Annotated in this window: 10 protein-coding genes; 3 read left to right on the plus strand and 7 right to left on the minus strand. The window is 53.1% G+C overall.

Annotated features, from left to right (window positions below; genetic code table 11):
• Positions 1-131: 131 nt before the first annotated feature.
• Both NXS13_RS06385 and NXS13_RS06390 read right to left on the minus strand, forming a co-directional pair.
• Positions 132-1,820, minus strand: a complete 1,689-nt coding sequence (locus tag NXS13_RS06385; RefSeq protein ID WP_259078620.1) for a VanW family protein — start codon at positions 1,818-1,820, stop codon at positions 132-134.
• Between the two features lie 53 nt (positions 1,821-1,873).
• Positions 1,874-2,995, minus strand: coding sequence for a glycoside hydrolase family 3 N-terminal domain-containing protein (locus tag NXS13_RS06390; RefSeq protein ID WP_259078619.1), 1,122 nt, complete (start codon positions 2,993-2,995; stop codon positions 1,874-1,876).
• Between the two features lie 119 nt (positions 2,996-3,114).
• On the opposite strand from NXS13_RS06390, the gene NXS13_RS06395 reads away from it, so the two are divergent.
• Together NXS13_RS06395 and NXS13_RS06400 are read left to right on the plus strand one after the other, a co-directional pair.
• On the plus strand, positions 3,115-3,312 hold the full coding sequence (locus tag NXS13_RS06395; protein WP_259078618.1) for a DUF2613 domain-containing protein: 198 nt from the start codon (positions 3,115-3,117) through the stop codon (positions 3,310-3,312).
• 35 nt (positions 3,313-3,347) lie between these two features.
• Positions 3,348-6,518, plus strand: a complete 3,171-nt coding sequence (locus NXS13_RS06400) for a DUF3367 domain-containing protein (RefSeq protein WP_259289507.1) — start codon at positions 3,348-3,350, stop codon at positions 6,516-6,518.
• Here NXS13_RS06400 and NXS13_RS06405 read toward each other — a convergent pair.
• The 5 genes from NXS13_RS06405 to NXS13_RS06425 form a co-directional block, all read right to left on the minus strand.
• Positions 6,451-7,326 (minus strand): metal ABC transporter permease, encoded by an 876-nt coding sequence (locus tag NXS13_RS06405; protein ID WP_259078615.1) that lies wholly within the window; start codon positions 7,324-7,326, stop codon positions 6,451-6,453. The two genes, NXS13_RS06400 and NXS13_RS06405, sit on opposite strands and share 68 nt — an antisense overlap.
• The gene (locus NXS13_RS06410; protein ID WP_259078614.1) at positions 7,319-8,206 is read right to left on the minus strand and encodes a metal ABC transporter permease; all 888 of its coding nucleotides are present in this window, start codon (positions 8,204-8,206) and stop codon (positions 7,319-7,321) included. Before NXS13_RS06410 ends, NXS13_RS06405 begins: the two co-directional genes overlap by 8 nt.
• A complete protein-coding gene (locus tag NXS13_RS06415) occupies positions 8,203-8,868 on the minus strand; it encodes a metal ABC transporter ATP-binding protein (protein ID WP_259078612.1) in 666 nt (221 codons plus the stop codon). Before NXS13_RS06415 ends, NXS13_RS06410 begins: the two co-directional genes overlap by 4 nt.
• Before the next feature lie 129 nt (positions 8,869-8,997).
• Positions 8,998-10,131, minus strand: coding sequence for a metal ABC transporter substrate-binding protein (locus tag NXS13_RS06420; RefSeq protein WP_259078610.1), 1,134 nt, complete (start codon positions 10,129-10,131; stop codon positions 8,998-9,000).
• A gap of 298 nt (positions 10,132-10,429) precedes the next feature.
• Positions 10,430-11,530 carry an acyltransferase gene (locus NXS13_RS06425; RefSeq protein WP_259078608.1) on the minus strand — a complete coding sequence of 367 codons (1,101 nt, stop codon included), beginning with the start codon at positions 11,528-11,530 and terminating at the stop codon, positions 10,430-10,432.
• Between the two features lie 75 nt (positions 11,531-11,605).
• Here NXS13_RS06425 and NXS13_RS06430 point away from each other — a divergent pair, with 75 nt between their 5' ends.
• The gene (locus NXS13_RS06430) at positions 11,606-12,784 is read left to right on the plus strand and encodes a DUF3068 domain-containing protein (RefSeq protein WP_259289508.1); all 1,179 of its coding nucleotides are present in this window, start codon (positions 11,606-11,608) and stop codon (positions 12,782-12,784) included.
• Positions 12,785-13,123: the final 339 nt, after the last annotated feature.

The raw sequence follows: 13,123 nt of genomic DNA on the forward strand, positions 1-13,123 counted from the left end.
GCGAGCGGTGAGATAAAGGCGAACTAACGCTACTCACCTTCCACCTCAGGCTCCACCGAGAAATAATAGCATTTTCACATTTTAACCGCTTTATATTCAACAAATGTATCCGCCCCCAAATGAGGGCAGTTCTAGCGACATCGAACGATCGGCGATGGATCGTATATTGTGACTTGTTTTTCGCGACTAAGCTCGTTACCCGCCAAATCCCTAATGATTCGGGTATCACTCGTAGTAAAACCAGGAGCACCGCCAGAAGGTGAGCAATTACTTCCTGATACATTCATCACCTGGGGCTGGGTATAGGCCCACCGTCCGCCATTAACAGATTCCACCTCAACAGTTTTTACGCCCATAAAGCTCACCGTAATAGCTCCGTCTCCGAAGGCAGTGACAATGCGAACGGGATGGGAAGAGGTATTTTTAAACTGCAGATCAATGAGACCCTCATAGACCGTTGCTTCGCGACCTGCGGGGTAGCGCGAAATATAATAGCTATGCGGAGTGTGGGTGATGTCTTGCATTCCAGCAAAATAGGAAGCGTTGTACAACGTAGTAGCGAACTGAGAAATTCCGCCGCCAACCGCAGTATCTGCTCGGCCATTCAAAATAACGCCAGATTCTACATAGCCTTGAGCTCTTCCGCGGGGCCCGGTATAACCGTTTAGGCTAAATATTTCACCTGGGGCCACGATGGCACCGGAAACCATCTCTGCCACCCGCTTGATATTGACCCCCGATGGGCCCGAATAACCGGACGTTGTAAAGCTAGAGACCTGTTGGTCAAAGGTGGCAACCTGAGCCATCTCGGTCGTGAAGGTCGCGGGGTTATCACGATAGATAGCATCAAATTCTTTCGGGCTTGTTCCCGTAATGCGCTGGGGGAGTTCCTTGAGTGTCTCTTCCCAATCGATCATGACTCCATCAGCATGGGGGGTAACAACCTTAGAGCCATTGGAGAAATCTATGCGAGCATTTCTTTTAGGAACTTCCGTTTGTGCTAGGCCTTCAGATAGGATTTCGCGAGCTAACTCTGGGTTGACCTCTGGAATGAAGGTAGAATTTTTAGCTACGAAGGTGACGACTTCACCCATGCGAGCTGGCTCGATACGCCCGTCGATACCGTCGCGGCCGTGGACAATAATTGGTGCGGAGACTGACTCGGCGGCAATACCATCGACAACGCGCTGGACCTTATCCACACCGTATTCGGGATTGACAATGCTCGCATCCACGCTGACCCCCTGGGGACTCAACCATTCAGCTGGGATACTGGTGGCGAGCCATTCTCGCTGCACAACTTGACCATTTTCGGGGCGCGGATCGACGATAACCGTTCCCCCCTCGAGGCGAATAGCTCCGTTAATAGGCTCCCGGTTTAACTCTGCGACGAGGCGGTCGAGCTCAGGATTGAGCAGACTCTCATCTACGCTCGAGACTACGGGAACCTCATAGGTACGCCAGTGTCCCATGAAGCGACGAATCGGATTAAAAGGTTGATTCTCAACCGCTAAGAGGGTTTGATCCCAATCGATACCCAACCCGGCGCGCAAAGGCTCAATGGTCGCTGTGATTTCCCCCGCCTTAATGGTGACGGGTGCGGAAAACTTCTCCCCCAATTCCAGCTCTAATTTAGCTTGCGCCTCAGCCCTGTTGAGGCCACCGACATCTACGCCACCAATTGCGGTTCCAGGTGCGATAGTGCCGCGGTTGAGTGCAAAATCAGCCCCAATGACGGCAGCAACAATGGCCAGCAGCCCGATGAGGATGCCAGCGATAATGGTTGCTCTTCGAGACTTCTTCTTTGTCTTTGTGCCCACCGCTATTAATCTACCGGTGCTGTTGATCTAGACCAACAGGATCAGTACCCCCGTTAACGTTGTAAAGCAGCCACTCGCTCGGCGCGCGTACGCAGTTCAGCTATATTTTCCGTACCATAATCAGCGGTGACCTGATCGATAACCGCGGGCAATTCAGCGGTACTAATCCACAGTGCCTGGTCCGCCCCCGCACTGAGCGCCAGGCCCACCGCCTCGGGTATCGAGAGCTGATCACTGATTGCCCGCATCCCCGAGAGGTCATCGGTGAAAATAATCCCGCTAAATGGGCTGCCCCCTGGATAATGACCTCGACGCAGTAACTCGTATGCTTGAGGGCTCAGGCTTGCAGGCAGCTCCCCCAGACCTGGCACCACCATATGTCCGACCATCACTGCGGCATCAGGAATGTCGGCGATGGCGCCATAAGGCAGCAGATCCCTGGTCATCAGCTCATCGAGCGGCGGGGTGCGCACTGTCTCATGGTGGGAATCTCCAGTAGCTCGTCCATGACCTGGGAAATGCTTAAATACGGGGATCACCCCAGCATCGCGCATTCCCAGAGCAAAGGCCGTGGCATAGAGAGACGATCGGAGCGGATCATGGCTAAAGGCCCGATCGCCCACGACCGCCAGTCCGTCACCATCTACATCAATGACGGGGGCGAAGTTGACCGTAATACCGTGCTGATTAAGAATAGTGCCCATCTCGAAAGCGAGGCCGCGTACTTGATCGGGGCTCAACGTATCTGCCATATCCCGCGGGGACGGGAAGTCACCCAATATTTCCCGATGTCTGAGAACCCTACCGCCTTCGAAATCAATTCCAACAGCGAAGGGGCGCCCGATCAACCGTCGCAGAGTAGCTAGGTCACGGCCTGGGGTGATGAGTAATTCGGGGTTGCTATCAGATCGAATGAAAATCCCACCCACACCCTGACGCAAGGCGAAAAGGGCGTCATCGAAATCATTGACGCCAACCATCATAAGTTGCCCGACGAGGGCGCGCACTAATGCCGGGTCCTCCGGCGGAAGTTCTTGTTGAGGTAGTAGAAGAGTAGGCATGGGGGACGACGTGGTCACCGGCGCTTCAACTTCGTGGCGATTATCTGTATTGATCGTGCAGCTGTGTGCGAATACGGTGAGCGTGCCAAGGAGCGTTGCGAGCTTCTTTGACACCGTTGATCACGACCTTTGATTATTTCCCTGTTGAGTCCTGTTGCTAGTTTAGCCGTCTTCATCGAGTGATGTGGTGGGCAAGATGACGGAGTCAAGCGGTGGCTGGTATCTTGGTCATTATGGCTTTTTCTTCCGATTCTCTGCGATGGCGTACCCTAGGGCCGGCTATTGCCAGCGCTGCTGTGGGCATTGCTCTCGGTGTCGCAGCTATCGTCGGAAGTAATACTGCTATCGATGATAGCCCTGCTCAGCTCGATAACGGGTTATCGGCCTCAGATGCTATTCTCGGCGATCCGGAATACGGATCGCGCAACTAGCTGCGCATATCATGCAGGCGCGAAACTTAATGAAGGTGGCCAGCGCCAACGGTAGTACTCAGCGTGCGGCGCTCATTGGCTTCGTCACGTGTTTGCTCATTGTTTCACTGCAACCGCCAGGTCTTATCAGCGCCGACACTAAGATGGACCTCCTGATCAACCCAGGACAGTTTCTCAGCCAAGCATTCAATCTCTATACTGACCGCTTCACTTTCGGGCAATTACAAAATCAGGCCTACGGATATTTTTTTCCACACGGAGCATTTTTTCTTCTTGGTTCCGTTTTGAATATCCCTCTCGTCATCGTAGAGCGTAGCTGGTGGCTCATTGTTCTCTTTACGGGCTATTTAGGATCTGTCCTATTACTAAAAAAGCTGGACATCGGTACCTTTTATATCCAGATCGTAGCCAGCTTCACATTTGTTTTAGCACCCCGAACTCTGAGCAATCTGACCACCATTTCCTCTGAAGTGTGGCCCATTATGCTCACCCCCTGGATCCTTCTGCCCATAATGGGCACCCAGCGATCAATAGCGTTATCGGTTATTGCTGCAGGTTTCTTAGGGGGTATTAATGCCACAGCCTCTTGGGCAGCCGTTCTACCTGCGGCGCTGTACTTCATCTATGAACTGAGCTGCTGTTCTTACCGCAGTAGAACTCTCAAGCACTTTCTCTGGTGGGGAGTGGGGGTCCTGGGTATAAATAGCTGGTGGATTATTCCGCTGGGTTTTTTCTCTCGCTTCAGCGCCCCCTTCGTGGATTTCATCGAAAATACGGCTATCACTACGCGCTGGCTCAATCTTGCTGAGATTCTTAGAGGGACTACGAGCTGGGTGCCCTTCGTTGATAGTGAACGCAGTGCCGGTTTCCTCCTAGTCTCCTCCCCGACTGCGGTCGTCCTTACCCTAGCGGTGGCTACCATGGGTTTATGGGGACTAGCGTCCTATTCCCATCGTTCCTTCTGGCTGCTCGTGCTCGGCGTCGGCCTCATTATTTTTGGCGGAGCGGGGCATATTCCAACCCTCCTCGATTCTGGGCCTTTTGTGGCCCTTCGCAATATTTCGAAATTCGATGCTCTCTTAAGGCTTCCGCTTATGGTGGGCATCGCCCACTTAGGAACACGGTTCTCCTCCCACCCGAAGGAAATTCCGGCCCAGGTCTTAATATCCACGCTGGCCGTAGCTTCCTTTCTTCCCGCGCTGTCGGGGGGTTTGATGCCCAAGGGCGCTTTCGAGAAGATCCCCTCTTATTGGTATCAGGCCGCCGAGTATCTAGAAACCCATGCTGCCCATACCCGCACTTTGGTTCTTCCCGCCCGTGCTTTCGCTCGGCAGGAATGGGGGTGGACAAGGGATGAACCCATCCAATTTCTCACCGATATTCCCTTTGCGGTACGCGATGCTATTCCCCTTATCAACTCCGAGGCTATTCGTGGCTTAGACGGTATGACGGTAGTTCCGACACTGGATAATTTGCGCCGTCACGGAATCGGTGCGGTGCTCGTGCGCCACGATGTGAACAGCTCCCATGGAGCTGATTCGGTTCTCGATTTCTATGGACCCACCCAGCGCTTCGGCGAGGTAGAGATAGCCCTAATCGAACCAGATTTACAGCTCCTTACGGCTCGACTCGATCAGCTACCTATAGTTTCCGCCGGCGGTGAAGGCCTCGCCCTCATGGGTGCTGGAGCCTACCAACTAGCCACTGAATCTACCTTCAATCAATCCACTATTATCAGTGATACCCCAATAAAGGTAGCCCGCAACTACGGCTCCCTCGGACACAGTTCCGCGGCGCTACGCGCAGATGCACCGCGATCTGATCACGCTGATATCACCCACCGTGTCATCGACTATCCCTCATCAGCTCCCGCAAGTACTCTGGTCTTCTCAGGCGGGGTTGTAACCAGTTCTTCTGCGGCATCCGATGCCACTAATTTTCCCGCTCCTCGTCTTGATCAAGCGGCAACGGCTGCCATCGACTCGAGAACGGTGAGTGCTTGGTACCCACGAGCCGGAGCATCTGCAGGCGAATGGATTGAATTGCGCCCTGATGCGGAAGTACCTGATCCAGTTATCTCAGTGCGGCTCAGCGCCCGCACCCATCAGGCTGTTACAACCACGGTAACTGTGCACAATGGGGACGCACATATCACTAAGGAGCTTCAAACTGGTAAAGATTACCAGCTGCGTCTACCCGGAGGATCCTCCCACGGGGTGCGGCTTGAACTAGGCCGTTCTCTAGTGCCAGTAGGGGTAGCCGATTTTGGATATATCAACCATCCCATAACATCCAGTATTCGAGTGCCCGCAGCACCTCGAGGGGTTCAAGCATGGATTTTCCAGCGCTATTTCTATCCCACAGCCGTACTGGAACGCTCTTTTGAGGTACCGGAGGTTGTGGAGGTCGAGGTTGTGGCCCAACCATGTGAAAACTCGGTACTCATTGATCAGCAGCGCTACCGGTGTGGGGATCGGCTTACCCTTAGTCCAGGCGTCCACTTCATGGAAAGTTTTGCACATATGGTGCGGCTAGGAAAGGTGGGGGCCCAGCTACAGGGCGCCCCTTTGGTGCCACTAGAAGATTCTCACCCTACAGATGCCATAGCTGGGGCTACGATCAAACCGACTGAATATGATCGTGTTCTCCTCGTCTCGCGAGCCTATCAATCAGGCCTTGAAGCCACCCTTGGAAACCAGCAACTAAGTCCGATGGTCATTAACGCCGGAATGCAAGGCTTTGTTCTCCCTGCTAACAATGGTGGGGAATTTCGTCTCCGCTTCGCCGGGGAGTCGGGTTATCGCAGCGGCCTCCTCCTCGGCGCGCTGATGTCTCTCTTTACTGCGCTTATTGCTCTGCTGAGTGCACGTGCTCGCCCCCGTTTGTATCCCTTAGGCCCGGACTCTCTCCTAGCGCATGGTGTGATCACTGCTATCACCCTAATTGGGCTCATGCTGGCCGCTGGGTGGTGGGTTGCACCCCTGGCAGTAGTGGTTAGTTTTATCAGTCGCTACAGCTACTTTAGCCGTGGCGCCCTCATGATGGGCACCGGAGTTGTCCTGGCTCTTTGGTACGCTCGTGCTCCCTGGCCAGCACCGAACTATGCCGGCGATAACCTTGCAGTCACCGTACTAAGCGCTACCTTATTGCTGCTGTTGGTCTTCGGGCCGAAGCCGGAACCAGATACTGTTGTGCGCTCAGGATAAGTCGCGACAGTAGATAGAAACATCCCGCCGTAACCGCCACAGTGCCACCGGTTGAATAATTCAAATAGACCGCCACACCTAGACCAGTTAACCCAATAGCGATACCCGCCACAGTGCCGGCAATAATCAGACCGAAGAAAGTTCGGGTGAAATCTTTCAGTGCGGCAGCAGGGGCTACAAGAAGTGCTATGGAGAGAATCGAACCCACCGCCGGGATAGCAACCACCATTGAGGCACATAAAAGCGACAGAGTCAGCAGCTCCGCGATAAAAGGGACCAGCGAACGTCCGGCACGCGCATGGGAAATCTTAAAAGCGACGGGGTCGAAATAATAAAGCGATAGGTTCCGCCCGAAAGTGACGAGAACTATCGTGGCTACCACCGCTACTCCGATGGCAGAATACACATCCATATGGTTGACCGACACCAAAGAACCAGTTAAGAAACTCTCAACTTTCAGCGGCAATGGTTGGAACCATCTCAGCAGAAAAATGCCAAGGGAATAGCCGAGTGTCAGAACAATACCCGCAGCCGCCGTCGCGGAAATGCCCTCCAAACCTGCCAGATAGCGCATCAGTAAAGCCAGAGGGATACAGCATAGCGCCGCCCCTGCGAAGAGCCAGAGACTGAGATCGCCACCGATAAACTGGCCCACCACCACGCCAAGAACGGCTCCGGGGAACGTGCCATGAGATAGGGACTCAGAGAAGAATACGCGCTTTCCTAATACTGCAAGCGCACCAACGGCGCCCATCAGTCCGCCCACGACGATGACCTCGATGATAGGAAGGAAAAGGATATCAAGCATCAGCTAAACTCCCGCGACTGTGGAAGGTACGTTTCGTCCCTGGGCTAAGCCTGCTTCGAAGAGCGGCTACCACTAAAGCCAGCACAAAAACCACGATCAATGAAAGGGATACAGCGGCCTGGGGTGATACCTGACGAGAAAGGTTCAGATTCATCACAATGACACCGATAAAGGCAGCGATAATGCCGGAGGCCATCGCTACTACCACCATTGACCTCGGGGTGCGGCATAAGAGTCGAGCGGCAGAACCCGGGATGACGAGATATCCGATTACCAACAGCACTCCCACCGCCGAGGAAGCAGCCACCACGCAGGCGGCTATGGCTGCATTTAAGCAGGCATCAATCAGGGACGTTTTGTGCTTATTTGCCTCCGCGAAGGTGCGATCAAAAGCCACAAGTACCTGCTGGCGCCAGGTGATGAGAACTAAAGTAAGAGCGATAATGGCACAAACCAAAGCTTGGTTCATCCGAGTAGGGGTGATATCGAGCAGGCGACCGAACATAAGGCTATCGAGCTGACCGGAGTAATCGCCTATCGCCAAACTCATCACTACGCCGATCCCATAGAAGCTGGTCAACACCACTGCGGTACCTGCCTCCGGAGCTTGTCTTTTCGTGGTGAGAGTGAGCATAAAAGCCGCTAAAGCCGCTACCAGCGCAGCGCCTGGAATAATGCCTTCAATGCCGCCAATAGCAAGGCCTGCTACCATTCCGGGAAAAATGGAGTGCACCAGAGCCTCCACCGAGAATTCAACCGCCCGCAGGTTGACTAAAACACCGACGATACCACCAATAATTCCCAGTATGACGAGCACAATTAGAGCGCGATAAAGGTAGGGGACGGTGAAAATATCGATGAGTTGCTCTGTGGTAATCATAGAGCCCGACCACCAAGGACATCGTGAGTATCTCTGATATTGACTTGGCCGCCACCGACCTCAGCACAGCGTTCGCACACCTGATCTGCAAGATCATAGTCATGTGTGGAGATGATAATGGCAGTACCGCTGGTCTTTAAGCGCCTAATGGTTTCCACTAAGACACGTCTCGATTCCACATCGAGACCATTAAAGGGTTCGTCGAGAAGGACAAGACTTGGTTCGGTCACCAGTGCACGTGCGATGAGTACGCGTTGCCTCTGACCACCGGAGAGATCGCCGAAGCGGGTATTCGCTTTATCAGATAACCCAACGACATCGAGTGCATATTCGACTTTCTGTGCCGATACTCTTCTCCACCATGGGGTGGATGCATAGAGTCCCATCTGCACAACCTGCTTAGCGGTGACGGGGAAGGATAAATCGACATCTTGGTACTGGGGGACATAACCCACAGTGCCATCGTATTCGATCTCGCCTTGCACCCGGCAGAGACCGATAATGCCTTTAAGGAGGGTGGATTTGCCGGAACCATTAGGCCCGATCAGCCCCAAGGCATCACCATGGGCTAGACGGAAATTCACATTGGCTAAGACGGTTTCTGGCCCATAACCGCAGGACACTTTATCCATTGTGATTACGGGGGTGCGTGGAGTAGTCACAGTATTCCTTTGATGGGGGCGAGGGTGTCGATGAAATTTTTTCTGTTGAAAGTTCAAGACCCCACAGCCACCTTTTCTAGTTCTCTTAGAGGGGCTGTGGGGTACAGATATAATGCGCCTAGAAAGCGTTTAGTTCTTGGCGAACTCTTGCAACGATGCTGGCAATGGGGCTACGGTGCCATCCCATGCTTCAACCAGGGTGGTCACATTGTGGATAATGGAACCGATATAGGTTTCACCAGCGGAACCTACGGGGCCCAACGAGTCGCCGTAGAGGGCGTCTTCGTCGGTAATAGCCTTAACGCCGGCGACCCGCGCGATTGCCTCGATCGACTTCGAGTTATTGGAATTTTCGGCAAAGAGAGCGCGAGCGCCAGAGGCCTTCACTTCTTCAGCAGCCTGCTGGATATGATCAGCGGTAGCATCCTGCTGGTGGTTGAAGTCGCTGAGAGCGGCGCCGACAAATTTCACGCCATAGGACTCAGAAAAATAACCAAAGGCGTCATGGGAGGTAAACAGCGTGCGGTTCTCTTGAGGCACCGAGTTGATTGAATCCTGAACCCACTGATCGAGTTCATCCAGCTTAGCCTTGTAGGTATCCACTGCGTCTTTGAATACGTCAGCGGCGGCAGGGTCAGCTTTAGTGAGCACTGAACCGATATTGGTCACCTGAATGGCAGCCCGTTTCGGATCGGTCCAGATATGAGGATCGTGGGTGAACTCTGGGGTTTCGCCTGGTTCTATGAATGGCCACTCGCGAACCTCTACTTTTTCTACGCCGAGGTCAACATCGAAACCCTCACCTTTTTCATCGCTCACACCAGAGGTCACAGCCATGGTGCCTTTGAAGCCCGAGGAGCTAATAGCAGAATCGAGGAAGTGCTCAAGATCTACGCCGTTGACAAAGAAAAGGTCAGCATTGCCCAGTGCCTTCATCTGCTTCGGGGTCATCTCGTGCTCGTGAGCGGAGGCATTAGGAGCTAGTAAGCAGGTGAGGTCAAGAGTAACATCGCCGGAACCAGAGGTGGTCTCCTGACCTTGAGCATCTGTCTTCTCCAAGGTCATACCAGTGGCGGCGATATGGGTCAGGTAATCACAAATCTGAGTTGTGGTTGCTACCGCGTGGACCACCTGAGCGCTGTCCATCTTGGCGTTATCGGTAGTAGTCTCCATGCCTGCATCGGTGGAGCTGCAGCCGGCAAGAACGAGGGCGGCAGATCCTGCGAGTGCGCAGCAAGATAATACGGAACGAGAAATTCTCATCTCTAAAGCTCGACAATCTTCTAGCTTGTACTCCCCAGTAACATCGATAATACGAGTGTGTTCCAGGGGAGGTTGTGGTCAGTTGTGCTGGCAACCTCACTTAGGTTGCTATATTCTTCTCGGAAACGATCGTCCACCTGGACTTACGTGATTTTGGGTCCATCTATATACCTGCTGGAGATGCCAGGTGCAGAAGGCTAGAGGATAACCGTTTCCATGAATATAAAGTTAAGCACACCTAAGTTACAACTTCAAGCAGATCTAGCACAACTCACCACGCAGAAAAACCAGAGCTTAATCACGATATAGGTTGATCTTTCAGACGAGAAAACAATCCTAAAATCCACCGCTGCGCAGGTTTTTCCACCAGCTCATACCCCGCATAGGCAAGTGCGAGCGACCCGAAAAAGGTCCACCCCCAAATAGTAAGAAAATGTCCAGAAAAAAGAGGTGTCTGGGTCATTGTAATGACCACGGAAAGGACGGGGAGATGGACAAGAAAAAAAGAATAGCTAATCCGGCCAAGGTACGTGACGGGTGCGGTGGTATAAATCGACCTCCCCTCCGCCCATATATAGGGGCCTATAATAAAGATACTGAATACTCCCCCAAGGAGAATTCGAACCGTAAATTCTCCAGGACTGGGATGAGTAAGCCCTAGAGGCCCTACCCACTCCTGGCCCGCGATATAGGCAATAATGAGTGCGCCAACAACACACGGGACGCGCGCCCTAAACCATGCTCGAGCCAAAGGCGATCCTGCACATCGCGGTTCCAGTTCGGCGGCTATGATTCCGAGTGCAAACCATAAAAAGAAAGCGGGTGGGTAGATCTGCCGGTTGGCGATTCCAGGCGCCGGGCTAGCTATAACCCACGGCAGCCAAGCCCATCCCAAACTGATAGCTGCCAAGGCCACGATAACTAAGATGCGCCCCCAGGGAGGGAAACGTTTCAGCACACAATATAACGGCGGAACAAGTAGATAAAAGGCTATCTCGACGACCAAACTCCACAGATGAGTCAATCCGCCGATAAGACCCTGCGGAATGTAGAGCTGTGTAAAACTTAGATGTGCAATAATAAGTGATTTACTCATTGCAAAGCTGTCAGATAAAAGTGCCCACGCTAGCAATACCATAATCCAATATGCTGGTACGATACGGGCGAACCGGCGCATATAATAACCCTGGTAACGATGCTGTCGCCACAATACAAAAGCCGAAAGCGTGAAGAAAACGGCCACGAAGAAATCGAAACGGGCAATGATAGCTCCCCCTACACTGCGCGGATCAAGACCGGTTTGGAAAGCGATATGAGTAGTCATGACTCCTAGCGCCGCAACCCCCCGCACTCCTTCGAGGGCAGGTTTAAAACGCGGAATATGAGGGTTTTCAGACATAGCTTTAGTGTCTATGAGCGCCACGGGGAAGTAAAGTATGTACGAAAATCTCTGCAGGAATCGAAGGAGTAAGCGATGATCGCAGCCACTCGGAACCGGGTTATGATCACTGTCGGACTGGTGCTTTTTATCGCAGCTCATCTCACTCCGGATGTGTTAGCTCTCACTCTGCGCCCATTGCAGCCCGGATGGGATATGCAGATGATCTCCCAGAGCACCAAGGCGGAGATCATCAAACCCACGAAAACCTGCGTAGATATTCACCCCTGTCGTCTCGATTTCCAGGACGTGACTCTCCAGCGTCGGGTGCGTAGTGCAGCTGCTCAGAATCCGCAGCACCGCGGCGATCATACCATCAGCGTGCACTCCGAGCAGCGGCTAAGCACCAACGAGGGCGTAGAGCTTTTTCATATAAGTGATGATGTCGAATTAGATGCACAGACAGCCTTTCCCGTCCTTGGTCCCCGTTCTTCCGTTGAGTTGACGGCGCCCTATTTCAATCTCCACATCGATTCTTCCCAATTCGCCCGCGGCGGACTGCAATATTTCTTTCCCTATAAGCCAGCACGAGTGAGCTATAGATTTTTCGATATATTGGCAGGTAAAGAGGCCCCCTTGGATTATGTGGAGACGATATCCCGCGGCGATTCACCACGTGCGAGCGCAGGCGACGTACTGGTGTATCAACAAGAAATACCGGCAACGGCCCTAACCAGCAGCTCTCTTATCTTAGAAAATCTGTCTCCAGAGGGAAGAGCTCATGAAAAAGATTCATCAGGCAGCGCCACGCTGGCAGATCTCTCGAATCGTGACTTATATGTTGAAGCCTCAGCCTTTTACTCTCCCGGTTCTGCGGCAGCGGCGGCGGGTACGGTGCCGCTGCGTCCTTACTACGCCGCCTACCGACGCGTTTTTGTCGAATCGCATACCGGTGTCATCCTCAATGAGGTCAATAATATTTACGTTTTCTTCGCCCAGAATCTTCGTGAAGCGACTGACACTGCGCGCGCTGCACAATTGTCGGACCCTCAGGAGATCCCAGGCGATAAGTATCGAACAATTTTCAAGGCGCGATTTGAATGGGATGAGGCAACCCAACAGGCACTGGTGCAGCTCGCTCGCCCCACGGTTCGGACGCTTTTCTTTGGCCAACTTATTCCTTATATGATCAAGGTACTTGCCCTTGTTTTGATCGTATATTCCGTGAGCCACCGTCTGAGAATCGCTAGGTGCCGAACCGCTGAAAAGAGTTGATATGACTGCTCGCATACCCAAGCGGTGGGGTTTGGATCCAGCAATTATGTGGGCGGGATTTTTGATCATGGCGATCGTGGGAGTTTTCATTCACCCTGGATCCTTATTGTGGCGGGATATGGTGGTACTCGACCATCCGATCCTGCACCTCGATGCAGTTGGCTTCGGTTTCCAGCCGGCGAGAGCTGTCCCGCAAGATGGTTTTTTAGCTCTGATCGGGATCCTTCTGCCTGCTTCATGGGTTGTGCGTGTCCTGCTCGTTGGTGCCGCCAGCATAGGGGCATGGGCAGGTTATCACATGAGTATGCGTACGCTGCCGCGAATGGCTGCGATCACGAT

The sequence above is a fragment of the Corynebacterium sp. ES2730-CONJ genome, from assembly GCF_024834055.1.
Classification (GTDB): Bacteria; Actinomycetota; Actinomycetes; order Mycobacteriales; family Mycobacteriaceae; genus Corynebacterium.

What these genes read in the sequence shown, in the direction of transcription:
- NXS13_RS06420 (WP_259078610.1), bottom strand. Translation starts at nt 10,131, where the DNA reads ATGAGAATTTCTCGTTCCGTATTATCTTGCTGCGCACTCGCAGGATCT.
- NXS13_RS06405 (WP_259078615.1), bottom strand. Translation starts at nt 7,326, where the DNA reads ATGCTTGATATCCTTTTCCTTCCTATCATCGAGGTCATCGTCGTGGGC.
- NXS13_RS06410 (WP_259078614.1), bottom strand. Translation starts at nt 8,206, where the DNA reads ATGATTACCACAGAGCAACTCATCGATATTTTCACCGTCCCCTACCTT.
- NXS13_RS06430 (WP_259289508.1), top strand. Translation starts at nt 11,606, where the DNA reads ATGATCGCAGCCACTCGGAACCGGGTTATGATCACTGTCGGACTGGTG.
- NXS13_RS06425 (WP_259078608.1), bottom strand. Translation starts at nt 11,530, where the DNA reads ATGTCTGAAAACCCTCATATTCCGCGTTTTAAACCTGCCCTCGAAGGA.
- NXS13_RS06395 (WP_259078618.1), top strand. Translation starts at nt 3,115, where the DNA reads ATGGCTTTTTCTTCCGATTCTCTGCGATGGCGTACCCTAGGGCCGGCT.